This is a genomic window from Streptomyces sp. NPDC056373 (assembly GCF_042262425.1).
Taxonomy (GTDB): Bacteria; Actinomycetota; Actinomycetes; order Streptomycetales; family Streptomycetaceae; genus Streptomyces.
The window spans coordinates 146,625-173,477 of sequence record NZ_JBHJPX010000008.1; the positions used below are offsets into that span (position 1 = coordinate 146,625).

The window sequence follows — 26,853 nt, forward strand, 5'->3', positions numbered from 1 at the left end:
TGCTCCTCCCGGTTCGTCGTCCGCGGCCAGCCTAGCGATCGTGTCCCACGGCCGACAGGGCACGTGAAGGCGACCTTTCAGGAGTCCGGGGGACGGTCGCCCACCAGCCACATCGAGAAGAACTGCGAGCCGCCGCCGTAGGCGTGTCCGAGGACCCTGCGCGCCCCGTCCACCTGGTGTTCTCCGGCCTGTCCCCGCACCTGGAGCGCCGCTTCCGCGAAGCGGATCATGCCGGAGGCGCCGATGGGGTTGGTGGACAGCACACCGCCCGACATGTTGACGGGCAGATCCCCGTCCAGTTCGGTCACGCCCGCCTCGGTGAGCTTCCAGCCCTCGCCCTCGTCGGCGAAGCCCAGGTTCTCCAGCCACATGGGTTCGTACCAGGAGAACGGCACGTAGATCTCGGCGCCGTCGATCTCGCGGCGGGGGTCGGTGATCCCGGCCTGCCGGTAGACGTCCGCGGCACAGTCCTGCCCGGCCTGCGGGGAGACGAAGTCCTTGCCGGCGAAGAGGGTCGGTTCGCTGCGCATCGCGCCGCCCAGCATCCAGGCGGGCGGCCGCGGGGCCCTGGCGGCGCCGGCGCGGTCGGTGAGGATCATGGCGCAGGCGCCGTCGGAGGAGGGGCAGGTCTCCGAGTAGCGGATCGGGTCCCACAGCATGGGCGAGGCCATCACCCTGTCGAGGGTGATGTCGTGTTCGTGCAGGTGGGCGTAGGGGTTCTTCAGCGCGTTGCGGCGGTCCTTGTAGGCCACGAGGGCGCCGATCGTCTCGGGTGCGCCGCTGCGGCGCATGTAGGCGCGGATGTGCGGTGCGAAGAACCCGCCCGCACCGGCCAGCAGGGGCTGCTGGAAGGGGATGGGCAGGGAGAGGCCCCACATGGCGTTCGACTCGGACTGCTTTTCGAAGGCGAGGGTGAGGACGGTGCCGTGGACGCGGGCCGCGACGAGGTTCGCGGCGACGAGCGCGGTGGAGCCGCCGACGGAGCCGGCGGTGTGCACCCGGAGCATGGGTTTGCCGACGGCGCCGAGGGCGTCGGCGAGGTAGAGCTCCGGCATCATGACGCCCTCGAAGAAGTCGGGCGCCTTGCCGATGACGACGGCGTCGATGTCGGCCCAGGTCAACTCGGCGTCCTTCAGGGCGCGTTGCGCAGCCTCCCGGACCAGTCCCGCGAGGGACACGTCCCGGCGGGCCGCGACGTGCCTGGTCTGGCCGATGCCGACGACGGCCACGGGCTCCTTGCTCATCGGGGACCCCCTTCGAGTACGGCGACCAGGTTCTGCTGGAGACAGGGGCCGGAGGTGGCGTGGGCGAGGGCGCGGTCGGACGCTCCGCTGTGGATGCGGGCGGCGGCCTCGCCGATGCGGATGAGGCCGGCGGCCATGATCGGGTGGGCGGCGAGGGCTCCGCCTGAGGGGTTCACGTCCACGTCGTCGCCCAGCCGGAGGGCCTTGCGCAGGACGATCTCCTGCGCGGTGAAGGGTGCGTGCAGTTCTGCGGTGTCGACGGGCCGCTCGAAGGCGCCGGCCCGCTCGGCGGCCAGGCGGGTCGACGGCGAGTCGGTCAGGTCGCGCACGCCCAGGGCGTGGGCCTCGATGCGGTGGTCGATGCCGCGGATCCAGGCGGGGCGTGCGCACAGCTCACGGGCCCGGTCCCCCGCCGCGAGGATCACTGCGGCGGCGCCGTCGCCGACGGGCGGGCAGTCGCCGGTGCGCAGGGGCTGGACGAGGTAGTCGCCCTGCGGCACGGGGCCGCGCAGCTGTGCGTGCGGGTTGGCTCGCGCCGCCTCACGGTTGCGGGAGGCGACGGCGGCGAGGGCGGGTTCGTCGGCGTCACCGGCGTCGATGAGGGCCTGCGCCTGGAGGGCGGCGAGGGCCACGGAGTCGGGCCACAGGGGGGCCGTGTAGTACGGGTCGAGCTGGCGGGTCAGGACGTCGCGGACCGAGCCGGGCGAGGACTTGCCGTACGAGTAGACCAGGGCGGTGTCGGCGTCGCCGGTGAGGAGTTTCGTCCAGGCCTCGTACAGGGCCCAGGCGCCGTCCATCTCGACGTGCGACTCGGAGATCGGCGGCCAGGCGCCGACGCCGTCGAGGGCGAGGGTGAAGGAGAAGGCGCGGCCGGCGAGGTAGTCGCTGGAGCCGGAGCAGGTGAAGTCGATGTCGGCGGTCTTCAGGCCGGTGGAGTCGAGCACCTCGTGGAGCACCGGCATCAGCATCTCCACCTCGGAGAGCTCGTCGCTGGTGCGCCGGTGGTCGGTCTGGGCGAAGGCGACGACTGCGATCTCGCGGTCCCGCGGTGCGCTCGTCACAGCAGCTCCCTGTAGGTGTCGTAGTCCGCGTCGGGTTCGCCGGTGGGCCGGTAGTGGTCGGGGTAGCGGGCGCCCTCGGTCCACACGGGCTCGACGCGCAGGCCCATGCGGACCTCGTCGTAGGGGATGCCGCCGATCCGGCCGTGCAGCGCGAGGCCGGCGCCGTCGAGGGCGATGTGGGCGTAGACGTACGGCACCTCGATGTCGAGGTTCCTCGCTTTGATGTTGACGATGCAGAAGGTGGTCACGGTGCCGCGCGGGCCCACTTCGACCTGCTCGGACGTGGCGACCCCGCAGGTGGGGCAGGCCCCCCTCGGCGGGACGTACACCTTGCGGCACGACGGGCAGCGTTCGCCGACGGTCCGCCGGCCGGAGAGGGCGTTGATGTAGGCGGTCTGGGCGCGGCCGGGCGAGTAGGTGTAGTCGAGGCGGGCCTCGGCGACGATGCCGGTGACGGGGTCCTCGAACTCGCCGGCGTGGGCGGTGACGGTGGAGGCCTCTGTGTCGTACGGCTCGAAGCAGGCGATGTCCGTGATGGCACCGGTGCGTTCGCCGGCCCAGCGGACGCGGACGCGCATGCCGGTGCGGACGGCGTCCGGGCCGGGGGCGTCGAGGGCGTGCAGGAGGGCGGTGTCGGCGCCGTCGAGTCGCACCAGGACCCAGGCGAAGGGCGTCTCCAGGGGCTGGCCGCGGCGGGGTTCGTGGTTCCAGGCCCAGGTCGTGACGGTGCCCGTGACACCGACGTGGACGAGTTCGTTGATCTCCTCGGCCGTGACGGGGTCGTACTCGACGGGCGGGACCAGGGTGCGGCCGTCGCGGGTCTTCACCCCGAGGATCACCCGTTCCCGCAGGCCGGTCAGGAAGGCGCTCTGGACGGGCCCGAGGGAGCGGGTGAAGGGAAATTCGACGACGAGCGGCGCCTTGAGAACTGCGGACATCGAGGGCCTGCCTCCTTCTCGATCGGCGTGCACGGGGCGCGCCCCGTGGGGGGCGCGGGGAACTGCGCGCTCAGCCACCGACGGCCCGCGGCTCTGGACCGGCCGAAGCCGGTGCGGTGCTACGCGCGCTTGTAGACGGGTGGTCGCTTCTCCGCGAAGGCGCGGGCGCCCTCCTTGGCGTCGGCGGTGTCGAAGACGGGCCAGCCGCGGGTGAGTTCGGCGGCGAGGCCGTCGGTCTCGGTCATCTCGGCGGTCTCGTAGACGGACGCCTTGACGGCCTCGACGGCCAGCGGACCGCAGGAGTTGATCTGTTCGGCGATCTCCAGCGCCCTGCTCAGTGCCGTGCCGTCGGGGACGACGTGGCCGACCAGGCCGACGGAGGCGGCCTCGCGGGCACTGTAGGGGCGGCCCGTGAGGAGCATCTCCAGGGCGTGGGTGCGCGGGATCTGGCGTTGCAGCCGGACCGTGGAGCCGCCGATGGGGAACAGGCCCCGCTTCACCTCGAACAGGCCGAAGGTCGCGGACTCGGCGGCGACGCGGATGTCGGTGCCCTGGAGCATCTCGGTGCCGCCCGCGACGCAGTACCCCTCGACGGCGGCGATCACCGGCTTGCGCGGACGGTGATGGCGCAGCATCGCCTTCCAGTGCAGGTCCGGGTCGGCCTTGAGCCGGTCCCGGTACTCCTCTCCGGCCATGCCGTTTCCGGCGAGGGCCTTGAGGTCCATGCCGGAGCAGAACGAGCCGCCCGCGCCGGTCAGGACGACCGAGCGGACCGAGTCGTCCGCGTCGGCCTCCAGCCACCCGTCGTGGAGGCCGACGAGCATCGGCAGTGAGAGCGCGTTCCTGGCCTGCGGCCTGTTGAGCGTGAGCACCAGTGTGGCGCCTTCGCGCTGCACGGTGAGGTGTTCCGTCCCACCCATGGCGAACTCCCCTCTCCTGGAACGAGAACAGGTTGCAGTAGGGAGCGAAGCACTTCAAGGGTTTTCTGACAGGCAGTCAGATTCTTTCGCGCGGACCCTTCACACTTGGACCGCCCTTTGCTCTGATGACCGCGAACCGTCCGATGCCAGGTACGCCCGGGGTCAGGAGGAGCGGTGGAGTACAACCTTGCCGACCTGTTCGAGTCGGTCGTCGACGTCGTCCCCGGCCGTGAGGCGCTGGTGTACGCCGACCATCCCGGCACGGGCGCCGAGCGCCGCCTGACGTACGCCGAGCTGGACGCCGCGGCCAACCGCGTCGGCCACCATCTGCTCGACAGCGGGATTCGCCCCGGTGAACACCTCGGGCTCCACCTCTACAACGGCGTGGAGTACCTGCAGACGGTCCTGGGGTGCCTCAAGGCACGGATCGTGCCGGTCAACGTCAACTACCGCTACGTCGAGGAGGAGTTGGTCTACCTCTACCGGGACGCGGACCTGGCGGCGCTGGTCTTCGACGCCGAGTTCACGGACCGGGTGGCGGCGGCACTGCCGCGGGCGGAGAAGCTGCGGCATCTGGTCCGGGTGGGCGCTCCGGCGCCTGGGGCCGCGGAGGTGCCCTGCATGGGGTTCGCGCAGGTGGAGGCCGAGGGGTCACCCGAGCGTGGCTTCCCGGCCCGTTCGCCGGACGACCAGTTCATCATCTACACCGGCGGCACGACGGGGATGCCCAAGGGTGTGATGTGGCGGCAGGAGGACCTGTTCTTCGCGGGTCTCGGCGGGGGCGCCCCGACCGGGGAGCCGGTGAAGAAGCCCGAGGAGCTCGCCGAGCGGGTCGCGGCCGGCGGTGCGGGGATCACCTTCTTCCCGACGCCGCCACTGATGCACGGCACCTCCACCCTCACGGCGTTCATCGGCTTCAACTTCGGGCAACGGGTGGTGATCCACCGCAAGTTCGTGCCCGAGGAGGTGCTGCGGACCGTGGAGAAGGAGAGGGTCAGCAGCATCTCGCTGGTGGGGGACGCCATGCTGAGGCCGCTGATCGACGCGCTGAACGGGCCGCTGCGGCACATCGACCGCTCGTCGCTGTTCAGCGTGTCGTCGTCCGGCGCGATCATGTCGGACACGGTGCGCCGGCAGTTCCGGGAGCTGGTGCCGAACGCCATGCTGCTCAACAACTTCGGTTCGTCGGAGTCGGGCTTCAACGGAACGGCGACCGAGGACTCCGGCCCCGAGCGGGGCTTCCGGGTGCGGGTCAACGCCCGTACCCAGGTGGTCGACCCGGCCACCCGTGAGCCGGTGGCGGCCGGCGAGGTGGGCCGCGTCGCGCAGTGCGGACACGTGCCGCTCGGCTACTACAACGACCCGGCGAAGACCGCCGCGACCTTCTTCGAGAAGGACGGCGAGCGCTGGGTGCTGCTCGGTGACATGGCCACCGTCGACGAGGAGGGCGTGGTCACCGTCCTCGGCCGTGGCTCGCAGTGCATCAACACCGGCGGCGAGAAGGTGTACCCGGAGGAGGTCGAGCAGGCCCTCAAGTCGCATCCGGACGTCTACGACGTGCTGGTGGCCGGGGTGCCGGACCCTCAGTGGGGCCACCATGTGGCGGCGGTGGTGCAACTGCGCGCGGGCGCGGCGCGGCCGTCGCTGGAGGACATCCGGGCCCATTGCCGCGACCGGCTCGCCGGTTACAAGATCCCTCGACAGCTGGTGATCACCGAGTCGATCCAGCGGTCGCCGAGCGGCAAGGCGGACTACCGGTGGGCGCGGGAGGTGGCGGTGAGGGCCGACGGGTGATTCTCCGGCCGGGACATTGAACCTAAGGTGACGTGCGGACGTACTGGTGGTGGCAGACAGGCCCGCTCGGGCTCTGTTCGGCATGCCATCGCAAGACCGCACGGAAGGACCCCCGGGTGTCGCTCTTCACTCGCTCCCGTCAGCTTTCGGACGACACGGCCGGGGGCGGGGAGAAACCGGATGAAGACACCGGCACCGCGGATCCGGTGGCCGACGGCAGGGCGAAAACCGACGAGGACACCGGCACGGCGGACAAGTCGGACGGCACCGCCACCGACGACGTCCCCGAGAACGCCGCCCCGGCACAGGAGCCCCCGTCCGGGCGGCACCCGGCGACGAAACCCGGCTGGTTCGGCTGGCGGCACCGCTACCCCCGGGCGGCACGAGGCGTATCCATCGGCACGACGGTGCTGGCCGGCGCCCTGGTGCTGTTCGCCCTGCTGGTGCCGAACCGGATCGAGCGCATCGAGTTCGCCTCGTTCGTCCGCATCCCGGCCGAGGGCGTCCTGCTCGCCGGCCTGCTGCTCGCACTGCCGCCGAAGCCCCGGCGGATCACGGCGGTCGTCACGGGTGTGTTCCTGGGCCTGCTCACGGTCCTGAAGTTCGTCGACATGGGCTTCTACCAGATCCTGGCCCGTCCGTTCGACCTGGTGCTGGACTGGATCCTGATCCAGAACGGCACGGATTTCCTCAGGGAGACGTTCGGGCGCACCGGTCAGGTGCTGGCCGTGGCAGGGGTGATCGTCCTGCTCGTCGCGCTGCTCGTGTTCACCACCCTCGCGGTGGTGCGGCTGACGAACCTGATGGTCCGGCACCGCCCGGCGGCCGGCCGCACGGTCCTGATCCTCGGCACGGCGTGGATCACCTGCATGACCCTGGGCGTGCAGCTCGGCACCGTGCCGATCGCCACCAAGGGCAACGCCGAGTTCCTCGGCAACCGGGTGGATCAGGTGCGTGCGGGGCTCGCGGACGCCCGGGTCTTCGAGAAGCAGGCCGCGGTGGACGCCTTCGCGAAGACGCCACCCGACCAGTTGCTCACGGGGTTGCGCGGCAAGGACGTCCTGTTCACGTTCATCGAGAGCTACGGCAGGGTCGCGATCGACGACCCGGCGATGGCGCAGCAGACCGACGCCGTGCTCAAGGAGGGCACCGGAAAGCTGAAGGCGGCCGGGTTCGAGTCGCGCAGCGGCTGGCTGCAGTCGCCGGTCACGGGCGCGGGCAGCTGGCTCGCCCACTCGACCTTCCTGTCCGGGCTGTGGATCAAGAACCAGCAGCGGTACCGCAGTCTGACCACGAGCGACCGCATGACACTGACGAAGTACTTCGGGAAGACGGGTGCGTGGCGGACCGTCGGCATCGTGCCGGGTGTGCGGCGGGCCTGGCCGGAGGGCAAGTACTTCGGCCTGGACCACATCTACGACTCCGAGCACCTCGGCTACCACGGCCCGTACTTCAGCTGGACGCCCGTGCCCGACCAGTTCAGCATGGAGGCCTTCCAGCGGCTGGAGCACGGCAAGAAGGACCGCGAACCGATCATGGCGGAGATCATCCTGGCCTCCAGCCACAACCCCTGGTCCCCCATCGCCCACATGATCGACTGGAAGGACCTCGGCGACGGCTCGGTGTTCCACCGGATCAAGAAGGAGGGCACGAACCCCACGGAGGTCTGGAAGGACCCGGAGAAGGTGCGCGCCGAGTACCGCAAGGCCATCGAGTACTCGATCCGCAGCCTGACCGAGTGGGTCGAGCGCTACGGCGACGACGACACGGTGCTGGTCTTCCTAGGCGACCACCAGCCGGTGCCGACGGTCCTCGCCGGGGACACCGGCAAGGACGTGCCGGTGACGATCGTCGCCCACGACAAGAAGGTCCTGGACCGGGTCGCCGACTGGGGCTGGACGGACGGCCTCAAGCCGGCCGCGGACGCGCCCCGGTGGGGCATGGACACCTTCCGCGACCGCTTCATGACGGCGTACGGTCCGCAGGGCTGAGGAACTCCGCCACGGCCGCGAGGAACTCCTGCGGACGGGACTCGTGCACGAGATGCCCCGCGTCGAGGGTGATGTGCCGGGAGTCGGGGAGCAGTTCGGCCAGCGCGGCGATCTGCTCCTGCGGGATCGGGCTGCTCGGCCCGCCACCGATCAGCAACGTGGGCATGGTGATCCGGCCCATGTGGTCCCACCACACGGCATTCGGCGCGTTGCGCTGTTCGTCGGTGGCGAGGATCATTGCCCAGTCGTACGGCAGGTTCCCGTGGGGCCGTTCGGCGGGTGGGCGCGGCGGGTCCAGCGGGAAGGGCGCGGGCACGTCCTCCAGGACGAGCCGCCGCACGAGCTCCGGACTGCGCTGGGCGAGCAGGTAGGCGACGGCGCCGCCGAGCGAGTGGCCCAGGACGTCGGCGCGGTCGACGCCGAGCGCCCCGAGGAGGGCGTGGATGTCGTCGCGCATGGTTTCGTACGCATATCCGCCGGGCCAGTCGCTCCGGCCGTGTCCGCGCAGATCCGGGGCGTACACGCGGCGAGGCCCGGCGGTCCCGGTGGCCAGGGCCGGGGCGATCGACGCCCAGTCGGCGCCGTCGGCCCCGCGGGCGTGCAGCAGGACGAGAGGCTCCGCGTCCGGCGGTCCCCAGACACGGTAGGCCTGCGTGATGCCGTTCGCCTGCACGGTGCGCGGTGCTGTGTCCATGCCGGGCACGGTAGGCGATGAGTGCCCGGGGGCCGGGTCCGCTCTGCCGACAGCAGAGACGCGGTGGTCGCGGTCGGAGCGCCCGGGGGCGCGCTATCCGTTCCCGAGGTCGTTTCTCAGCTCGCGTTTGAGGATCTTCCCGCTGGCGTTGCGCGGGAGTTCGGCCACGAACACCACGCGCTTCGGGGCCTTGAAGGGGGCCAGTTGCTCTCGGACGTGGTCGATCAGTTCCGCTTCCGAGACCTCGCCGCGCGGCACGACGACGGCCGTCACCGCCTCGATCCAGCGCTCGTCGGGGAGGCCCACGACCGCCGCCTCGGCGACGCCCGGGTGGGTGTACAGCGCGTCCTCGACCTGCCGTGAGGCGATGACGACCCCGCCGGAGTTGATGACGTCCTTCACCCGGTCGACGATCGTGAAGTATCCGTGCGCGTCGCGCACCGCGAGGTCGCCGGAGCGGAACCAGCCGTCGCGGAAGGCCTCGGCGGTCTCCTCGGGCTTGTCCCAGTAGCCCTCGCACAGTTGCGGGGAGCGGTAGACGATCTCGCCGGGGGTGCCGTCCGGTACGTCCTCGCCGTTCTCGTCGACCACACGGGCGTCGACGAACAGGACGGTCCTGCCGCAGGAGTCCATGCGGCCCTTGTGCTCGCCGGGCGCGAGGACCGTCGCCAGCGGGCCGATCTCGCTCTGGCCGAAGCAGTTGTAGAAGGCCAGGTCCGGCAGGCGCTCCCGCAACCGCTCCAGTACCGGGACGGGCATGATCGACGCCCCGTAGTAGGCCTTGCGCAGGCCGCTCAGGTCGCGGGTGGCGAAGTCGGGGCGGCCGGACAGGGCGATCCAGACGGTGGGCGGTGCGAACAGGCTGTCCACGCGGCCCGCCTCGATCAGGTCGAGGAGCCGGTCGCCGTCGGGTGCGTCGAGGATGATGTTCGTCGCTCCGACGGCGAGGTAGGGCAGCAGGAAGACGTGCATCTGCGCCGAGTGGTACAGCGGCAGGGAGTGCGCGGGACGGTCCCCCGCGCTGAGGTCGAGGGCGGTGATCGCGCTCAGGTACTCGTGCACCAGGGCCCGGTGCGTCATCATCGCGCCCTTGGGCAGGGCGGTCGTCCCCGAGGTGTAGAGCAGTTGCACGAGGTCCTCGGCGCGCGGCTCCGGACCGTCGTGGGCGGGTGCCCCGGGCAGCCGTGCGAGCAGCGAGTCGTCGGCGTCGCGCAGCGGCAACGCCCGTACGCCGCTCGGCAGTCGGGACGCGAGGTCCGGGTCGGTGAGGACCAGGGTGCTGCCGGACTGGCCGACGAGGTAGGCGAGGTCGTCGCCGGTCAGGTTCTGGTTGACGGGTACGTGCACCAGACCCGCCCGGGCGCAGGCCAGGAAGGCGATCAGATAGGCGTCGGAGTTGTGCCCGTAGGCGCCGACCCGGTCCCCGGGGGCCAGGCCCTGGGCGAGGAGGACGCTCGCCGCGCGGGAGACCGCGGTGTCGAGTTCGTCGTACGTCCAGCTCCGCTCGGCGTACTCCACCGCGACGCGCGCCGGTGTGCGCCGGGCGCTGCGCCGCAGGACTCCGTCGACCGTGCTGCCGTGTCCGGGCGTCGTCATGACACATGATCCTCGGTTCACCGCCCGATGAGGTCAAGGACTTCGGGCGGAGCGGGAGTCGGGGGCGGGCGAAGGGGCCCCGAGCAACCCTGCCGCCGTCGACGGCGTCCGCTGTCATGAAACCGACGGACGTTCGAATCAGGTTCCTACACTCGAAACTCCTTTCCCCCGACGATGTTGGAGGGCACGATGCGCAGTCGTCTGAGACGGCTTGTCCTCGGGGCCACGGCCCTGTTCACCGCCGCGTCCGCGTTACCCGCGGCGGCCGCCACGACCGGGCAGCGAGCAGAGCAGCACCCTTCCCGTGACGGCATGTCCGCCGTCATCCGCTACACCGAGTACGGCATTCCGCACATCCTCGCGAAAAACTACGCGGACCTGGGCTTCGGTACGGGCTGGGCGCAGGCGGCCGACGAGGTGTGCACGCTCGCCGACGGCTTCGTGACCCTGCGCGGCGAGCGGTCCCGGTACTTCGGCGCCGACGCGCCCGCCGGTGGCGACCTCTCGGCGGCCAGGACCAACCTCACCAGCGACCTGTACTTCCGCGGGGTCCGCGAGAGCGGCACCGTGGAGAAGCTGCTCGCCGAGCGGGCTCCCGTGGGGCCGAGCCGTGAGGTCCGGAGCATGATGCGGGGCTGGGCCGCCGGTTACAACGCGTGGCTGAAGCAGAAGCAGGTCACGGATCCGGCCTGTGCGGGCGCGTCCTGGGTCCGGCCGGTCACCGAGCTGGACGTGGCGGCCCGGGGTCTGGCCATCGCCTCGATATCCGGCGAGGGGCGGTTCGTGGACACGATCACCGCCGCGCAGCCGCCGGCGGGCGGTGCGGCCGCCTCCGGTGCTCCGTCCGCCCGCACACCGGGCGCGAAGGCGGTGGCGAAGGCGGCGGACGAGCTCTGGGGCGACCCCGGCATGGGCTCCAACGCGGTCGCCTTCAGCGGTGACACGACGGCGGGCGGCCGTGGCCTGCTGCTGGGCAACCCGCACTACCCGTGGGACGGCGGACGCCGCTTCTGGCAGTCGCAGCAGACGATCCCGGGCGAGCTGAACGTCTCCGGCGGCTCACTGCTCGGCACCCCGGCGATCTCCATCGGGTTCAACGCACATGTGGCGTGGAGCCACACCGTCTCCACCGGCATTCCGGCCAACTTCCACCAGCTGACGCTCGATCCGGCCGATCCCACGACGTACCTCGTGGACGGCAGGCCGGAACGCATGAAGAAGCGGACCGTGACGGTCGCAGTGAAGGACGGCGCACCGGTCACCCGCACCCAGTGGTGGACCCGCTACGGCCCCGTCGTCACCTCCCTCGGTTCCCAGGTCCCGCTGCCGTGGACGGAGAAGACGGCATACGCCCTCAACGACCCGAACGCCGCGAACCTGCGCTTCGCCGACACCTCCCTCGGCTTCAGCAAGGCGCGCAGCACGGGCGACGTCCTCGCCTCCCTCGACCGGCACCAGGGCATCCCCTGGGTGAACACGATCGCCGCCGACCGCGCGGGGCACTCCCTCTACACCCAGTCCCAGGTGCTCCCCCGCATCACCGACGTGTTGGCGCAGCGCTGCTCCACGGACCTGGGCAGGACCACGTATCCGGCGTCCGGGATCGCGATCCTCGACGGTTCGCGCGGTGACTGCGCGCTCGGCAGCGATCCGGGTGCCGTCGTGCCGGGGATCTTCGGACCGTCGAGGATGCCGACGCTGAAGGACGCCCCCTACGCGGAGAACTCCAACGGCACCGCGTGGATGACCAACGCCGACCGGCCGCTCACCGGGTACGAGCGGATCTTCGGCACGGTGGGCACTCAGCTCGGCCTGCGCACCCGTGGCGCGGTCGAGGACGTCGCGGCGATGGCGGACCGCGGCGGACTGACCGTACGCGACCTGCAGAAGCAGCAGTTCGCCAACCGGGTGCCCGCGGGCGACCTCGCCGCCGGGGACGTGGCACGGGCGTGCGCCGCACTGCCCGGGGGTACGGCGACGGGCAACGACGGCAAGGCGGTCGACGTGTCGGCGTCCTGTGGGGTGCTGAAGGCCTGGGACCGCACCATGGACACCGGCAGCCGGGGAGCGCTGCTCTTCGACCGGTTCTGGCGCAGGCTCGAACAGACGGTTCCGGCGGACCGGTTGTGGAAGGTGCCGTTCTCGGCGACGGACCCGGTCCGTACGCCGAACACCCTGAACACGGAGTCGGCCGGCTTCCAGGCCGCGCTGGCCGACGCGGTGACCGAGCTGCGGAGCGCGGGCATCGCGCTCGACGCGCCGCTCGGCGCGCACCAGTTCGTCGACCGCGGCGGCGAGCGCCTGCCCGTGCCGGGCGGCGCGGGGCGGCTCGGCGTCTGGAACGTCATCGAACCGACGTGGGACGCGGCCGGCGGCGGCTACACGCAGGTGCCGTTCGGATCCAGTCATCTGCAGGCGGTGGGCTGGGACGGCAGCCGCTGTCCGGTGGCCCGCACGCTGCTGACGTACTCCCAGTCGTCGAACCCGAAGTCGCCGCACTTCGCCGACCAGACCCGGCTGTTCTCCGGTGAGAAGTGGGTCGCGTCACGCTTCTGCGAGAAGGACATCCTGTCCTCGCCGAAGCTGAAGGTCGTACGGGTGCACGAGCGCCGCTGACCGGTGCGCGGGGTGCGGTCCCTGTGGGGCGGCACCCCGCGCGGTCCCGTTCCCGTGGGGCAGCACCCACGCGGTGCCGTTCCCACGGGACGGCACCCGGCGCACGGCAAACTCGGCGGAGGGGGCATCACACCGGGCGCGTCCGGCCCTCCCAGTAGGGCTCCCGCAGCCGCCGCTTGTACAGCTTGCCGTTGGGGTCACGGGGCATCTCGGTGATGAAGTCGACGCTCCTGGGCCGCTTGTACCCGGCGAGCCGGTGGGCGCAGTGGTCGAGGAGGCCGGCCGCGAGGGCGGGCCCGGGCCGGTGTCCGGGGGCCGGTTCCACGACCGCCTTGACCTCCTCGCCCCAGTCGTCGTGGGGAATGCCGAAGACGGCAGCGTCGGCGACGGCGGGGTGGGCGAGCAGGGCCGACTCGATTTCGGCGGGGTAGATGTTGACCCCGCCGGAGATGATCAGGTCGATCTTGCGGTCGCGCAGGAAGAGGTAGCCGTCCTCGTCCAGGTGGCCCAGGTCGCCGACGGTGAAGAAGTCGCCGATGCGGTTCCCCCGGGTCTTGGCCTCGTCCTTGTGGTACGAGAAGCCGCCGGTGGTCATCTTCATGTAGACGGTGCCGAGTTCACCGGGCGGCAGCCGGTTGCCGTCGTCGTCGAAGATCGCGAGCTCGCTGATGGGCCAGGCCTTGCCGACGGTGCCGGGCTTCTTCAGCCAGTCCTCGGCGGTGGCGAAGGCGCCGCCGCCCTCGCTGGCCGCGTAGTACTCCTCGACGCAGGGGCCCCACCAGTCCAGCATGGCCCGCTTCACGTGGTCGGGGCAGGGCGCGGCCCCGTGGATGGCGTGCCGCATGGAGGAGACGTCGTAACGCTCCTTCACCTCGCCGGGGAGGGCCAGCAGCCGGTGGAACTGGGTGGGGACCATGTGGGTGTGGGTGCAGCGGTGGGCGTCGATGAGCCGGAGCATCTCCTGGGGTGTCCACTTGTCCATGACGACCAGCCGGTGGCCGATGTGCAGGGACGCGCCGGCGAACTGCAGGACGGCCGTGTGGTAGAGCGGTGAGCACACCAGGTGCACGTTGTCGTCGAACGGCCGGATGCCGAAGATGCCGAGGAAGCCGCCGAGGTAGGCCTCCTCCGGGGGTTTGCCGGGCAGCGGGCGGCGGATGCCGCGTGGGCGGCCGGTGGTGCCCGAGGTGTAGTTCATGACCCAGCCGAGGGTGCGGTCCGCGGGCGCCGACTCGGGCTGCCCGTCGAGGAGTTCGGCGTAGGGGCGGAACCCCTCGACCGTGCCCACGGCGTACCGGTGGGTGACCGGCAGGCCCGCCTCGCCGGCGGCGGCGCGGGCCGCGTCGGCGAAGCGCTCGTGGGCGAGGAGCACCTTGGCGCCGGAGTCGGAGACGATCCACGCGATCTCCGGTCCGACCAGGTGGTGGTTGACCGGGACGAGATAGAACCCGGCCTGGCTGGCCGCCAGATAGGCGGTGAGGAACTCGACGCCGTTGGGCAGGACCACCGCGAAGGTGTCGCCGCGTTCCAGTCCGGCCGCGCGCAGGCCGTGCACGAGCCGGTTGGCGGCGGCGTGCAGGCGTCCGGCGGTCCACTCCTCGCCGTCGGGTGCGACGAGCACCTTCCGTTCGGGGTGCTGTGCGGCCTGGGCCCAGAAGCCCACGGGGGGTGTGCTCACGACTGTCCGCTCCTTCCGGCGATGCGGTTGACGCGGTCCACGGCCTGCTCGAAGCCGCGGGTGAGGTCGTCGAAGACCGCCTGAACGCTGCGTTCGCTGTTCATCCGGCCGACGATCTGGCCGACCGGGGTGCCGAGCAGCGGATCGACCTCGTACTTCTGGATGCGTGAGACGGCCTCGGCGACCAGCAGGCCTTGCAGGGGCATGGGCAGGGTGCCGGGCCCGGCCGGGTCGTCCCAGGCGTCGGTCCACTCGGTGCGCAGCTGGCGGGCGGGCTTGCCGGTCAGCGCGCGGGAGCGGACGGTGTCCCCGGAGCCGGCCGCGAGGAGCTTGCGGGTCAGGGCGGGCGAGTGCAGGTCCGCTTCGGTGGTGGTCAGCCACAGGGATCCCAGCCACACCCCCTGGGCCCCGAGGGTGAGGGCGGCAGCCGCCTGCTGTCCGCTGCCGATGCCGCCGGCTGCCAGGACGGGCAGCGGGGCGACGGCGTCGACGACCTCCGGGGTGAGCACCATGGAGGCGATCTCGCCGGTGTGGCCGCCCGCCTCGTAGCCCTGCGCCACGACGATGTCGATTCCGGCGTCCCGGTGCTTCTCGGCGTGCCGGGCGCTGCCCGCGAGGGCGGCGACGAGCACATCCTGGTCGTGGGCACGGGCGATGACGTCGGCGGGCGGGGAGCCGAGGGCGTTGGCGAGGAGCCGGATCGGGTAGTCGAAGGCGACGTCCAGCTGGCTGCGGGCGACCTGCTCCATCCAGCCGGTGATGCGCCAGCCGGACGCCTCGCCCTCGGCGAGTTCGGGCACGCCGTGCTTGGCGAGGGTGTCCCGGACGAACTGCCGGTGGCCCTCGGGGATCATCGCCTCGACGTCGGCTTCCGTCACGCCCTCGACCTTCTTCGCCGGCATCACGACGTCCAGCCCGTACGGGCTGCCGTCGACGTGTGCCTCGATCCAGTCCAGGTCGCGTTGGAGTTCGTCGGGGGCGGTGTAGCGGACCGCGCCGAGCACGCCGAAGCCGCCGGCCCGGCTGATGGCCGCGGCGACGGCGGGGAACGGCGTGAAGCCGAAGACGGCGTGCTCGATTCCCAGTGTCTGGCTCAGCTCCGTCTGCATGGGCGCAGGATGCCGGAGTCCTCCGGAGGACGGAAGGGGTTTTCTGATGCTCCGTCAGATCGAGACCCCGGTCGATTCCCGCGTGCGGTCTATGGGCGGAGGCGGACGGCGGACATACTGCATGGGACATGCGAGTCGGCAGAGGCGAAGGGGTACGCGGTGACCGGCAGAGCGGCGAACGGCGAACCGACCCGGCGTCAACTGGGCAGAGCGGCTCTGGCCCTGGGCGGTGCGCTCGCCCTGGCCCCGCTGCCCGTGGGACCCGCCGAGGCGGCCCCGGCGGGCACCGGCCACCGCCCCACCCTGCGGCACGGTTCCGCCGCACGCGCCGGACTGCTCGCCTCCCACCTGCGCCGGCTCGTCACCGACGCGGAGGCGTTCCTCGCCCCCTCCCCCAAGCACCCCTGGTACGCGGGCGCCGTCCTGCTCGCCGGACGCGGCGGCACGGTCGCCCTGCACCGGCCGATCGGCATGGCGGTGCGCTACCGGGCCTACGACGAGAAGACCGACACGGGCGTCGAGTTCCCGCCCGGCGAGCAGATCCCGATGGCCGAGGACACCGTGTTCGACCTGGCGTCGGTGTCGAAGCTGTTCACCTCGATCCTCGCCGTGCAGCAGATCGAGCGGGGCGCACTGGAGCTGGAGGCGAAGGTCTCCTCGTACCTGCCGGACTTCGCGCGCGCGGGCAAGCAGGACATCACGATCCGTCAGCTCCTCACGCACACCTCGGGGTTCCGTGCCTGGATCCCGCTGTACAGCGCGCCGACCCACGAGGACAAGCTCCAGCTCATCTGGAACGAGAAGCCGGTCAGCGCGCCCGGCACGGCGTACCTGTACTCGGACCTGAACCTCATCTCGCTGCAACTCGTGCTGGAACGGATCACGGGCCGCGCCCTGGACGTCCTGCTCCGGGACGAGATCACCGCGCCGCTCGGCCTGCGCCGCACCCGCTACAACCCGCCCGCGTCCTGGCGGCCGAAGATCGCGGCCACGGAAGACGCCCGCGCCCCGTGGTCCGGCCTGGACCGGGGCCTGGTGTGGGGCGAGGTGCACGACGAGAACGCCTTCGGTCTGGGTGGCGTCGCGGGCCACGCGGGCGTGTTCTCCGACGCGTGGGACCTGGCGGTCCTCGGCCGGACGCTGCTCAACGGCGGTGTCTACGGGCGGTCCAGGATCCTGACGCCGGAGTCGGTGGAGCTGATGTTCACCGACTTCAACACCGCCTTCCCCGGGGACGAGCACGGCCTCGGCTTCGAGCTCTACCAGCACTGGTACATGGGCGCGATGGCCACGCCGCGCACCGCCGGGCACACCGGTTTCACGGGCACCTCGCTGGTCCTCGACCCGACGACCGACTCGTTTCTGATCGTCCTCGGCAACTCGGTCCACCCGGTGCGGAGTTGGCGTTCAGGGTCGGCGCCCAGGGTCGCGGCGGCGAACCACATGGCGCGCGCCGTACCGGTCCGGCCGGCCCGGGGCCGCACGGCCTGGTTCTCCGGGATGGCCCTCTCCACGACGGCGACGCTCACGCTGCCCGCGCTCGACACGTCCACCGGCCGGGCGCGGCTGCGCTGTGCCCTGTGGTGGGACACCGAGCCGACGGCCGACCTCCTGGCCCTGGAGGCCACGACCGACGGCGGCACGAGCTGGCAGCCCGTGCCCTTCACGACGTCCCGCCGAGGCCAGGAGCCCGAGCAGCACCCGTCGGGCTCGGTCACCGGCTGGTCCGGCCGCGTCCGGCACCGGCTCACCGCCGCCCTCCCGGCCGCACGGCAGCTCGCCCTGCGCTGGCGCTACGCGACGGACCGGCTGTACGTCGGGCGCGGGTGCTACGTGGACGGGCTGCGTGTGGAAGCGCCCGGGGGCGTCCTGTTCGACGAGGCGCGCCCGGCGGACGCGGCGCGCCTGACGGCGGTGGGGTGGACGCGCGAGACCGACTGAGGGGTCACTCGGGGGTGTTCTCCAGCACCGCCATGGCCGCGTTGTGTCCCGGGACTCCGCTGACCCCGCCCCCGCGCACCGCGCCCGCCCCGCACAGCAGCACGTTCGCGTGGCCGGTCTCCACGCCCCAGCGGCCGGTGCCCTCCTGCGCGTAGGGCCAGCTCAGCTCGCGGTGGAAGATGTTGCCGCCGGGCAGGCCGAGGTCCCGCTCCAGGTCGAGCGGGGTCCTGGCCTCGATGCAGGGGCGTCCGTCCGCGTCGGTGGCCAGGCAGTCCGCGAGGGGTTCGGCCAGGTGGGCGTCGAGCTGGGCGAGGGTGGACTTCAGCAGGTCCTCGCGTACGCCGTCGTTGTCCCGCTCGAACAGGCGGGCCGGGGTGTGCAGACCGAAGAGGGTGAGCGTCTGGTAGCCCTGCTCGGCCAGGCCGGGGCCGAGGATGGTCGGGTCGGTGAGCGAGTGGCAGTAGATCTCGGAGGGCGGAGCGGCGGGCAGGTGTCCGGCGGCGGCCTGGGCGTGGGCGGTGGCCAGTTGTCCGTAGCCCTCGGCGATGTGGAAGGTGCCTGCGAAGGCCTCGCGTGGGTCGACGGCGCTGTCGCGCAGCCGCGGCAGCCGCTTCAGCAGCATGTTCACCTTCAACTGCGCGCCTTCGGCGGGGGCCGGGGGCGTGTCACCGGTCAGTTCCGCCAAGGCCCGCGGTGAGGCGTTCACCAGGACGTGCCGGGCGGCGACGGTGCCTTCGCCGTCGGCCGTGCGATACGTGACCTCGGCGGTTGCGCCGTCCGTGGCGATGCGCAGTGCCTCGTGGCCGGTGGCGAGGACCGCTCCGGCCGCACGCGAAGCGTCGGCGAGGGCGTCGGTGAGCGCCCCCATACCGCCGACCGGTACGTCCCAGTCTCCCGTGCCGCCGCCGATCACGTGGTAGAGGAAGCAGCGGTTCTGCTTCAGGGAGGGGTCGTGGGCGTCGGCGAAGGTGCCGATGAGGGCGTCGGTGAGGACCACACCGCGCACCAGGTCGTCCTGGAAGCGCTCCTCCACGGCCACGCCGATCGGCTCCTCGAACAACATCCGCCAGGTCTCCTCGTCGTCGAGGCGGCGGCGCAGCTCGTCGCGTGCGGGCAGCGGCTCCGTGAGGGTCGGGAAGATGCGCCCGGCGGCGCGGCCGGTCCTGCCGTAGAACTCCTGCCAGGCCCGGAACTCGCGGTCGGAGCCGGTGAGCCGGGCGAACGCCTCCCGGGTGCGCCGGTCACCGCCGCCGACGAGGAGTCCGGTGGGCCGGCCGTCGCGTTCGGCGGGTGTGTAGGAGGAGACCGTACGGGTGCGGACCCTGAAGTCCAGCCCCAGGTCCCGGACGATCTTCTTGGGCAGCAGGCTGACCAGGTAGGAGTAGCGGGACAGCCGGGCGTCGACCCCGGCGAAGGGCCGGGTGGACACCGCGGCGCCGCCGGTGTGGTCCAGCCGCTCCAGGACCAGCACGGAGCGCCCGGCCCGGGCCAGATAGGCGGCGGCGACCAGGCCGTTGTGGCCGCCGCCGACGATGACGGCGTCGTAGGTCCGGTGCGGGCGGGGTCCCTCGGGTGCGGTCATGGTTCTTGGTAACACGGGGTGATCCGGGTCGGCCAGACGGCGCCTGCCCGCCCTGCCGGGGTCAGCGTCCGGCCGCGGCCCGCTGCTCGCGCAGGGCCGCCACTCTTCGGTACAGGGCCATGGCCTCGGCACCGCGGCCGAGCTGTTCGAGGCAGTGGGCCTCGTCGTTTCGGCTGGCGAGGGTGTCGGGGTGGTCGGCGCCGAGGACGCGCTCCCGGGCGCCTGCCACACGCCGGTACTCGGTGAGCGCGTCGGGCCAGCGGCCCAGCCAGCCGAGGCCGACGGCGACCTCGCGGCGGCTGACCAGGGTGTCCGGGTGGTCGGGGCCGAGGACCTGCTCGCGGAGGGCGGCCACGTCGCGGGATTCGGTGAGGGCCTCCTCCCAGCGGCCGAGCCGGCCGAGGTTGACGCAGCGGCCGTGGCGGGCGCGCAGTGTCTCGGGGTGGGTGGAGCCCTGGCTGCGGGTGCGGTCCGCGACCAGGTCGCGGTAGAGGTCCAGGGCTTCCGCGCCGCGGCCGAGGCGGCCCAGGCTGATCCCGATTTCGTGCCGGGCGGCGAGCGTGTCGGGATGGTCGGGGCCGAGGGCCCGGCCACGGGCCTCGGCGACGTCACGGTAGGTTTCCAGGGCCTCGGCCCAGCGGCCCAGCTGGCCCAGGGTGTAGGCGACTTCGTAGCGGGTGACGAGCGTGTCGGGGTGGTCCGGGCCGAGCACGCGGGCGCGGGCGGCGGCCACCTCCCGGGCCATGCGGTACGAGTCCTCGAGGCGGCCGAGACGGCTGAGGTTGAAGGCGAGGTTGTGGCGGCAGCGCAGGGTGTCGGGGTGGTCGGGGCCCATGAGCTGCTCGCGGGCGGTGAGCACCGAGGTGTAGACGCGGTGGGCGTCGAAGGGGCGGCCGAGCTGGCCGAGGACGTAGGCCATCTCCTGGCGGGCGGCCAGGGTGTCGGGGTGATCGGCGCCGAGGGTGCGGATCCTGGACCCGGCGACGTGCTTGTACTCGCGCAGGGCGTCCGCGGCGCGGCCGGTGCGGCTGAGGGTGAAGGCGACCTCGTACCGGCTGGAGAGGGTGTCGGGGTGGTCGGGGCCGAGGAGGTGCTCGCGTTCGGCGGCGACGGCCCGGTGCACCTCGCCCGCTTCCGTCCAGCGGCCGAGCCGGCCGAGGCTCAGTCCCGCGTTGTGCCGGCCGGCCAGGGCGGTCAGGACCTCCGTGGGCGGGGCGGGCGGCTGCGCGGGGACGGGTTCGGCGACGACGGGTCCGGTGGCGGGCCGTGCGATCCACTCACCGGACAGTCCCGCCGCCGGGTCCGGTGGGGTGGTGCGCACTCCCGTACCGGTCGCCTTGTGGCCGGTGGTCATGCCGTGCGTCCAGGACGGCAGCCGGGCCGCTCCCGCGGGCCCGCCGGGAGCCGGGCGGGCCGCCGCGCCGGCGGGCACGTACGCCGGCGCGGCCCGGTGGGCGCTGATCCGGCGGGCCAGCTGACGGGCGTCGTCCGGTCGCTGGGCGGGTTCCTTGGCCAGCAGGTCGAGGATGATCCGTTCCAGGTACTCGGGCAGGTCGGGCCGGTGCTCGCGCGGCGGGCGGGGCGGGGTGTCGCGGTGGCCGACGAGGATCGCCCAGGCGTCGCCGAGGTCGAACGGCGGTACGCCGGTGGCGAGCTCGTACAGCACGCACCCGAACGAGTACAGGTCGCTGCGCTGGTCGACCTCGGTGCCGCCGATCTGCTCCGGGGACATGTAGTGCGGGGTGCCCATGGCGATGCCGGTGCCGGTCAGCCGGGAGGTGAACCCGATGTCGTGCCCGAGGCGGGCTATGCCGAAGTCGCAGATCTTCACGGTGCCGTCGCCGAGCCGCACGATGTTGGCGGGCTTCAGGTCCCGGTGGACGATGCCCTGTTCGTGGCAGTAGGCGAGGGCGGCGGCGACCTGCTCGGCGATCTCCTCGACGTCCGCGACGGGCAGCGGGTGCTGCTTGTTGTCCTCCAGGAGCTGGCTGAGGTTGCGGCCGTCCAGCAGTTCCATGACCAGATGCAGGACGCCGTCGGACTCACCGAAGTCGTGCACGACGGTGATGCCCCGGTGCTGCAGCGCGGCGGCCACCCGGGCCTCGCGGCGGAACCGCTCCCGCAGCACGCGGGTGAACGCGTGGTCGTGGTTCGGGCCCAGCGGTTTGAGGCACTTGACGGCGACGTGCCGGCCGAGGGACTCGTCCCGGGCCCGCCACACCTCGCCCATGCCGCCACGCCCGATCAGATCGAGCAGCCGGTACCGGCCCTGGATGAGCCTGTTGTCCCCCATCTCGCGCGACGCTCCCCCCGGTAGCTGTCCGCCCGCCCCTCGGCCCACCCAGTATGGCGGGCTATCGTCCGAGTTTGTACGGTGCCGGACGCGCGCCGGGGCCGAGCCTCGCCATGGCCCGAAGAATGTGTTTGGGCGGGAGTTGCCACCGCACACGTGCGGGAACGCGGCGCAGCAGGAGGCCGGCGAGGCGCAGTTGGCGGGTGACGGCGGCCGGGGCGGGGGCGGGCCTGCCGTACAACTCGTGGGCGTACGGCGGCAGGGAGGCGTACGCCAGGTGTGCCACGCGCCGCCACAGCACCTCGCGCGCCGGTACGAGGAGCGGGTGGGCGGGCGGGCGGAGCAGGAAGTCGTCCACCTCATGTGCCTCGGGTCCCGCGGCGAGATCCGGGCGCACCTTCTCGAAGTAGGCGGCCATCTCGGCCCGGTCCCCCGGTACGTCGTCGGGGTCGAGGCCCACCAGGCGTGCGCTCTGCCGGTGTTCGGCGATGTAACGGTCGGCCTCGGCGTCGGTGAGCCGGAATCCGGAACGGCGTGCGACGTGCAGATACGAGTCGATCTCGGCGCAGTGCACCCACAGCAGCAGGGCGGGTTCGTCGACGCCGTAGCGCTCACCGGTGTCCGGATCGGTGGCGGACAGCAGGCGGTGGATCTTCCGGACCCGGGCGCCGGCGTGCTCGGCCGCCTCGGTGGTGCCGTACGTCGTCGTGCCGACGAAGCCCGCGGTGCGCATCAGACGGCCCCAGGCATCCCGCCTGAAGTCGGAGTTCTGCACGACCCCGCGGACCGCGCGGGGATGCAGAGCCTGGAGGTACAGCGCCCGGACGCCCGCGATCCACATCACGGGGTCGCTGTGGAGCTGCCAGGTCACCGAGTCCGGACCGAACAGTCCCGGGTCCGCGCCGGTCATGCGCCTCACCTCCGCCCCGGCGGACACGATGGCACAGGTCGAACAGCGGGTCGAGAGGCTTTGCCTCACACCGCGGCAGTCCGGTCGTTGAGTCTTCACCTACCCGGCACGAGTTTGGTAAGCCTCCCCTTATAAGCTGACGCCGCCGATCTCCCGCACGACAGGATCCGACATGCGCACCACCTCCCGCGGCTTCATAGCGGCGCTCGCTCTCACTCCCCTGCTGGCCGGCTGCTTCGCGCCCGGCGAGAGCGACACCGGCGCGGGACCGGGCGGGCGGCTGCGGGTCGCGCTGGCCGTACCGCCGGTGCAGGCGCTGTCCCCCTACAGCAACGACGCCACCGTACTGAGCAAGCTGTCCGTCGCGGAGGGCCTCACGGCACTCGACAGGAACGGCACGGCCGAGCCCGCGCTGGCGAAGTCCTGGAAGCAGGACGACGCCACCACCTGGACCTTCGAGCTGCGCAAGGCCCGCTTCCAGGACGGCACCGAGCTCACCGCACAGTCCGTGGTCGAGGCACTCGACCACGCCGGGGCGGCCAAGCCCAAGCCCCGCGTGCTGAGCGACGTGTCACTGACCGCCGAGGCCGAGGACGCCGACACCGTCACCCTCACCACCGAGTCGCCCGACCCGGTGCTGCCGCTGCGGCTGGCCAGTCCCGCGCTGGCGATCCTGGCGGCGAAGGCGTACGCGAAGGACGGCGCCGTCAGCCCCGTCGGCACCGGCACCGGTCCGTTCGAGATCACCCGGCTGACCGGCAAGACCAAGGCCACGCTCGACCGTTTCGACGGCTACTGGGGCGGCAAGGCCGAGGCGCCCGGCATCGACGTCAGCTGGATCGCGGACGGGACGGCCCGTGCCAACGCCCTGCGCGGCGGCGAGACCGACATCGCCGAGTGGATCCCCACCGCCCAGGCGAAACTGCTCGACAAGCAGACCCGGCACGAGGTCCCGTCGGTGCGCACCGACAGCCTGATCCTCAACACCCGCAGCGGCCTGTTCGCCGACAGCGGTCTGCGCGCGGCCGCCCGCAAGGCCGTCGACGGCTCGGCGCTGGTCGACTCCGTCTTCGGCGGCTACGCCGACCCCGCCCAGGGCCTGTTCGGGCCGGCCGTCCCCTGGGCGGCCGGCAAGCGCGTCGAGGTGACGGGCCGTACCGAGGCCGCGACCGCCGCCGAGGTGAAGTCCGGCACCAAGGGCAGGACGCTGCGGCTGGCCACCTACACCAACCGGGCCGAGCTGCCCGAAGCGGCGACCGTGCTCCAGCAGCAGCTGGAGAAGGCCGGGTTCACCGTGAAGCAGGACGTACGCGAGTACACGCAGATGGAGGGCGACCTCCTCGCCGGGAAGTACGACGCCCTGGTCTTCTCGCGGGTGACACTCCTCGACACCGGTGACGCGGTCGACTACCTCGCCAGCGACTTCACCAGCGAGGGCGTCTACAACATCGCCGGTCTGAGGAACGCCGCGGTGGACAAGGCCATCCGGACCGCCGCCGCGGAGCGGGACACCGAGAGCCGCCAGGACAAGATCATGCGGGCGGAGGCCGAGATCCTGCGCACCGACGCGGTGGTGCCGCTGGTCCACGAGCAGGCCGTGCAGGGCATCGCGGACGACGTCGAAGGTGTGATCCTCGACCCGCGCGAACGGTCCCTGATCGACGTCGACACCCGTCTGAAGCAATCCGCATGAGCCACACGCACACCCCCGCCGCCGTTCGCTCGTCCCGCTGGACGGCGGCGGCCGGCCGTGTGCTCGCCGGAACGGCCCTGCTCGGCGCCGTGGCCCTGCTCCCCTGGCTGTCCGGCGCCGACCCGGCCCGTACGGTGCTGCGCGCACGCTCCGCCGACCAGAACCCCACACCGGCGGAACTCGCCGCCGTGCGCGACCAGTTGGGCCTGGACGAGGGCCCCTGGGTGCATCTCGCGCACTGGCTGGGCGGCCTGCCGCACGGCGAGGCCGGTGTCTCGTGGGTCTCCGGAGAACCGGTAGTGCCGCAGGTGGGGACGGCTTTGTCGGTCTCCCTGACGCTGATGCTGGGCGCGTTCGCCGTCACGGTGCTGGTCGCCGCACTGGTGGTTGCCCGCACGGTGTTCCTCGGTTCCCGGCGCCGGCTGCGGCAGGACCGGGCGGGCACCACGGCCGCCGTTCTCGCGTCGCTGCCGAAGTTCCTGCTCGCCTCGGTGCTGGCCACCGTGTGCGGGGTGTGGTGGGGGTGGTTCCCGTCCAGCGGCTGGGAGGGCCCGCAGTCGATGGTGCTGCCCTCGCTCGCCCTCGGCATCCCGTCGGGCGCGATGCTCGGCGGCATGCTCGACCAGGCGCTGCCCGCCGCCTTCCATGAGCCCTGGGCGCGTACGGCCTACGCCGTCGGGCTGCCGTCCGGTCATATCGGCCGGGGTGCGTTGCGGCGCACCCTGCCCGGCCTGTTGCCACAGTTGCTGCCGACCGTCGTGGCCCTGGTCGGTGGTGCTGTCGCCGTGGAGAAGATCTTCAACATCCCGGGGCTCGGCCGGCTCGCCCTGGACTCGGCGGTCGCGCAGGACCTCCCGGTGCTGCAGACGGCGACCCTGGCCCTGGTCCTGCTCGGTGTCGCCGCGGGCATCCTGATCAGGGCCCTGCGTCACGCACTGCTCGGGCGGCCCCTGCGCGACGGCGCCCTGCCGGCCCTGCACCGGCCTGCGCTCACCGTGCCGCGCACCCTGCGCTGGGTCACCGCCGCCTGCGCGCTGCTCCTGCTCACCCTGGTGACGGCGGGCCTCCTGCGCGACCCGCTCCAGGTCGACACGGCGGCACGGCTGCTGTCGCCGTCCGGCGAACACCCCCTGGGCACGGACGCGCTGGGCCGTGACCTCCTGGCCCGCCTCGGCCACGGCGCGCTGCGCACGGCCTGGGTCGCCCTCGTCGTGACGGCGGTCAGCGCCCTCACCGGGCTGCTGCTGGGCATGGCACCGAGGGCGAGCGCGGGCCCCACCGAGGTCGTGTCCACCCTGCCGGCCGTTCTCGCGGGTCTGCTGATCGCGGGCGTGACCGGACCGTCCGTGTGGGGCGCCGCCTGCGCGGTCTGCCTGGTCGGATGGAGCCCGTACGCCGCCCAGACCGCGGCCCTGCTGGAACAGGAACGCGCGAGCGGGCACATCGCCGCGTCCGTCGCGCTCGGCGCCGGACGGCTGCATCTCCTGCGCCGGCACCTGCTGCCCTCGGTGATCCCGGCCCTCCTGCGCAACGCCCTGCTCCGGCTTCCCACGACCGTGCTGGTCCTGGCCTCCCTCGGCTTCCTGGGCCTGGGCGAACAGCCGCCCACCCCCGAGTGGGGCCGCCTCCTCTCGGAGAACCAGCCGTACGCCGAACTGGCCCCCTGGACCGTCCTCGGCCCGGCCGCCGCGCTGGTGGTGCTGTCCGTACTGGCGGTGACGGGCAGCGTGCTGGGACGGGGCAAGGGCCGATAGGACGCGCCCCGGCCGGGTGCGGAGTGACCGGCCGGGGCGCGTGCCGCTCGCCCCTCAGACGGGGTTCGTCTCGTCGTTCACGTATCCGCGCCGCTTGTCCACGATGTTGCGCAGGGGCCGGCCCTCGATGTGCCGGGTGAGGTTGTCGAGGAACACCTCCACGAGCGCATCCCGCTCGCTGGTGGTCTCGCCCGCCGTGTGCGGGGAGATCATCACGCCGGGCATGTCCCACAGGGGTGACTCGGCAGGCAGCGGTTCCTGGGCGAACACGTCCAGGGCCGCCCCGGCGAGCCGTCCGGCGGCGAGGTGGCCGACCAGCGCCTCCTCGTCGACGAGTCCACCCCGGCCCACGTTGATCAGCCGCGCCCCCGGCTTCATGGCGGCGAGCACGGGGGCGTCGACCATGCCCCGGGTCTCCTGGGTGAGGGGCGCGGCCAGGACGACGTAGTCCGCCTCCGCCAGGGCGGAGTGCAGGGTCGGCGCACCGTGGACCGTGCCGAAGTCGGGATCCGCCGTGCGGGCCCTGCGGCCCGCGCCGCACACGCGCATCCCTACCCCGCGCAGCAGCCGGGCGATGGCCCGGCCGATCGGCCCCGTCCCCCAGACCAGCACGGTGCGTCCGGTGATGCCGTCACTGGGGCGTGGCCGCCACTCGCGGCGCCGCTGGTGCTCCCACGTGCCGGGGAAGTCCTTGGCGAGGGCCAGGATCAGCCCGAGCACGTACTCGGCGGCGGGCTGGTCGTAGACGCCGCGGGCGTTGGTGAGTGTGACGCCGGGGTCGTCCACGAGCGCCGGGAAGAGGAACGAGTCCACCCCCGCGGAGGACGCATGGACCCAGCGGGGCGCCTTCTCCGGGTTGTCGGGCCAGGCTTCGCGGACGGCCGGGGTGATGCTCACCCACGCCATGAGGATGTCCGCGCCGGGAAGGAGGTAGGGCAGTTCCTCCTCGGTGGCGTAGACGGTGTCCGCGAGCCGCTCGATGAGCCCGGTGGCGGGTGGCCGGTTGCCGCGGTGGAGGACGACGAGTCGGTCGGGCATG

At 72.4% G+C, this 26,853-nt stretch carries 18 protein-coding genes; 6 read left to right on the top strand and 12 right to left on the bottom strand.

The window, feature by feature from the left end; genetic code table 11:
- Positions 1-77: 77 nt before the first annotated feature.
- The 4 genes from ACFCXS_RS18470 to ACFCXS_RS18485 form a co-directional block, all read right to left on the bottom strand.
- Positions 78-1,244: a thiolase domain-containing protein gene (locus tag ACFCXS_RS18470; protein ID WP_376644388.1), complete on the bottom strand. Its 1,167-nt coding sequence runs from the start codon at positions 1,242-1,244 to the stop codon at positions 78-80.
- Complete coding sequence (locus ACFCXS_RS18475) at positions 1,241-2,305, bottom strand: thiolase domain-containing protein (protein WP_376644389.1); 1,065 nt, start codon at positions 2,303-2,305, stop codon at positions 1,241-1,243. The genes ACFCXS_RS18470 and ACFCXS_RS18475 overlap by 4 nt, the downstream gene beginning before the upstream one ends.
- A complete protein-coding gene (locus ACFCXS_RS18480; RefSeq protein WP_376644390.1) occupies positions 2,302-3,243 on the bottom strand; it encodes a Zn-ribbon domain-containing OB-fold protein in 942 nt (313 codons plus the stop codon). Before ACFCXS_RS18480 ends, ACFCXS_RS18475 begins: the two co-directional genes overlap by 4 nt.
- 119 nt (positions 3,244-3,362) lie before the next feature.
- Positions 3,363-4,163, bottom strand: a complete 801-nt coding sequence (locus tag ACFCXS_RS18485; protein WP_376644391.1) for a crotonase/enoyl-CoA hydratase family protein — start codon at positions 4,161-4,163, stop codon at positions 3,363-3,365.
- A gap of 174 nt (positions 4,164-4,337) precedes the next feature.
- Between ACFCXS_RS18485 and ACFCXS_RS18490 the strand changes: the two genes are divergently transcribed.
- The gene (locus ACFCXS_RS18490; protein WP_376644392.1) at positions 4,338-5,957 is read left to right on the top strand and encodes an acyl-CoA synthetase; all 1,620 of its coding nucleotides are present in this window, start codon (positions 4,338-4,340) and stop codon (positions 5,955-5,957) included.
- A gap of 116 nt (positions 5,958-6,073) precedes the next feature.
- Positions 6,074-7,948: a sulfatase gene (locus ACFCXS_RS18495; protein ID WP_376644393.1), complete on the top strand. Its 1,875-nt coding sequence runs from the start codon at positions 6,074-6,076 to the stop codon at positions 7,946-7,948.
- On the opposite strand, the gene ACFCXS_RS18500 is transcribed toward ACFCXS_RS18495, so the two are convergent.
- A complete protein-coding gene (locus ACFCXS_RS18500; RefSeq protein ID WP_376644394.1) occupies positions 7,920-8,642 on the bottom strand; it encodes an alpha/beta fold hydrolase in 723 nt (240 codons plus the stop codon). The genes ACFCXS_RS18495 and ACFCXS_RS18500 overlap by 29 nt on opposite strands.
- A 93-nt stretch (positions 8,643-8,735) precedes the next feature.
- Complete coding sequence (locus tag ACFCXS_RS18505) at positions 8,736-10,238, bottom strand: acyl-CoA synthetase (RefSeq protein ID WP_376644395.1); 1,503 nt, start codon at positions 10,236-10,238, stop codon at positions 8,736-8,738.
- A 189-nt stretch (positions 10,239-10,427) separates the two neighbouring features.
- Here ACFCXS_RS18505 and ACFCXS_RS18510 point away from each other — a divergent pair, with 189 nt between their 5' ends.
- A complete protein-coding gene (locus ACFCXS_RS18510; RefSeq protein WP_376644396.1) occupies positions 10,428-12,854 on the top strand; it encodes a penicillin acylase family protein in 2,427 nt (808 codons plus the stop codon).
- A 127-nt stretch (positions 12,855-12,981) separates the two neighbouring features.
- Here the strand turns inward: ACFCXS_RS18510 and ACFCXS_RS18515 are convergent, their stop codons facing one another.
- Both ACFCXS_RS18515 and ACFCXS_RS18520 read right to left on the bottom strand, forming a co-directional pair.
- Positions 12,982-14,532, bottom strand: coding sequence for an acyl-CoA synthetase (locus ACFCXS_RS18515; protein ID WP_376644397.1), 1,551 nt, complete (start codon positions 14,530-14,532; stop codon positions 12,982-12,984).
- Positions 14,529-15,641: an NAD(P)H-dependent flavin oxidoreductase gene (locus ACFCXS_RS18520; protein ID WP_376644398.1), complete on the bottom strand. Its 1,113-nt coding sequence runs from the start codon at positions 15,639-15,641 to the stop codon at positions 14,529-14,531. Before ACFCXS_RS18520 ends, ACFCXS_RS18515 begins: the two co-directional genes overlap by 4 nt.
- Positions 15,642-15,800: 159 nt before the next feature.
- On the opposite strand from ACFCXS_RS18520, the gene ACFCXS_RS18525 reads away from it, so the two are divergent.
- The gene (locus ACFCXS_RS18525) at positions 15,801-17,582 is read left to right on the top strand and encodes a serine hydrolase (protein WP_376644399.1); all 1,782 of its coding nucleotides are present in this window, start codon (positions 15,801-15,803) and stop codon (positions 17,580-17,582) included.
- Positions 17,583-17,586: 4 nt separating this feature from the next.
- On the opposite strand, the gene ACFCXS_RS18530 is transcribed toward ACFCXS_RS18525, so the two are convergent.
- From ACFCXS_RS18530 to ACFCXS_RS18540, 3 genes are all read right to left on the bottom strand, one after another.
- Positions 17,587-19,164, bottom strand: a complete 1,578-nt coding sequence (locus ACFCXS_RS18530) for a phytoene desaturase family protein (RefSeq protein WP_376644400.1) — start codon at positions 19,162-19,164, stop codon at positions 17,587-17,589.
- A 61-nt stretch (positions 19,165-19,225) separates the two neighbouring features.
- The gene (locus tag ACFCXS_RS18535) at positions 19,226-21,457 is read right to left on the bottom strand and encodes a tetratricopeptide repeat protein (RefSeq protein WP_376644401.1); all 2,232 of its coding nucleotides are present in this window, start codon (positions 21,455-21,457) and stop codon (positions 19,226-19,228) included.
- A 61-nt stretch (positions 21,458-21,518) separates the two neighbouring features.
- Positions 21,519-22,367 carry an oxygenase MpaB family protein gene (locus tag ACFCXS_RS18540; protein WP_376644402.1) on the bottom strand — a complete coding sequence of 283 codons (849 nt, stop codon included), beginning with the start codon at positions 22,365-22,367 and terminating at the stop codon, positions 21,519-21,521.
- A gap of 172 nt (positions 22,368-22,539) precedes the next feature.
- Here ACFCXS_RS18540 and ACFCXS_RS18545 point away from each other — a divergent pair, with 172 nt between their 5' ends.
- Entirely contained in the window at positions 22,540-24,060 is a 1,521-nt protein-coding gene (locus ACFCXS_RS18545) for an ABC transporter substrate-binding protein (protein WP_376644403.1), read from the top strand.
- Complete coding sequence (locus ACFCXS_RS18550; RefSeq protein ID WP_376644404.1) at positions 24,057-25,814, top strand: ABC transporter permease subunit; 1,758 nt, start codon at positions 24,057-24,059, stop codon at positions 25,812-25,814. Before ACFCXS_RS18545 ends, ACFCXS_RS18550 begins: the two co-directional genes overlap by 4 nt.
- Before the next feature lie 54 nt (positions 25,815-25,868).
- On the opposite strand, the gene ACFCXS_RS18555 is transcribed toward ACFCXS_RS18550, so the two are convergent.
- Entirely contained in the window at positions 25,869-26,852 is a 984-nt protein-coding gene (locus tag ACFCXS_RS18555) for a D-2-hydroxyacid dehydrogenase (protein WP_376644405.1), read from the bottom strand.
- Position 26,853: the final 1 nt, after the last annotated feature.

What these genes read in the sequence shown, in the direction of transcription:
- ACFCXS_RS18500 (WP_376644394.1), bottom strand. Translation starts at nt 8,642, where the DNA reads ATGGACACAGCACCGCGCACCGTGCAGGCGAACGGCATCACGCAGGCC.
- ACFCXS_RS18480 (WP_376644390.1), bottom strand. Translation starts at nt 3,243, where the DNA reads ATGTCCGCAGTTCTCAAGGCGCCGCTCGTCGTCGAATTTCCCTTCACC.
- ACFCXS_RS18555 (WP_376644405.1), bottom strand. Translation starts at nt 26,852, where the DNA reads ATGCCCGACCGACTCGTCGTCCTCCACCGCGGCAACCGGCCACCCGCC.
- ACFCXS_RS18520 (WP_376644398.1), bottom strand. Translation starts at nt 15,641, where the DNA reads ATGCAGACGGAGCTGAGCCAGACACTGGGAATCGAGCACGCCGTCTTC.
- ACFCXS_RS18470 (WP_376644388.1), bottom strand. Translation starts at nt 1,244, where the DNA reads ATGAGCAAGGAGCCCGTGGCCGTCGTCGGCATCGGCCAGACCAGGCAC.
- ACFCXS_RS18540 (WP_376644402.1), bottom strand. Translation starts at nt 22,367, where the DNA reads ATGACCGGCGCGGACCCGGGACTGTTCGGTCCGGACTCGGTGACCTGG.
- ACFCXS_RS18505 (WP_376644395.1), bottom strand. Translation starts at nt 10,238, where the DNA reads ATGACGACGCCCGGACACGGCAGCACGGTCGACGGAGTCCTGCGGCGC.
- ACFCXS_RS18530 (WP_376644400.1), bottom strand. Translation starts at nt 19,164, where the DNA reads ATGACCGCACCCGAGGGACCCCGCCCGCACCGGACCTACGACGCCGTC.
- ACFCXS_RS18510 (WP_376644396.1), top strand. Translation starts at nt 10,428, where the DNA reads ATGCGCAGTCGTCTGAGACGGCTTGTCCTCGGGGCCACGGCCCTGTTC.
- ACFCXS_RS18485 (WP_376644391.1), bottom strand. Translation starts at nt 4,163, where the DNA reads ATGGGTGGGACGGAACACCTCACCGTGCAGCGCGAAGGCGCCACACTG.
- ACFCXS_RS18545 (WP_376644403.1), top strand. Translation starts at nt 22,540, where the DNA reads ATGCGCACCACCTCCCGCGGCTTCATAGCGGCGCTCGCTCTCACTCCC.
- ACFCXS_RS18535 (WP_376644401.1), bottom strand. Translation starts at nt 21,457, where the DNA reads ATGGGGGACAACAGGCTCATCCAGGGCCGGTACCGGCTGCTCGATCTG.
- ACFCXS_RS18550 (WP_376644404.1), top strand. Translation starts at nt 24,057, where the DNA reads ATGAGCCACACGCACACCCCCGCCGCCGTTCGCTCGTCCCGCTGGACG.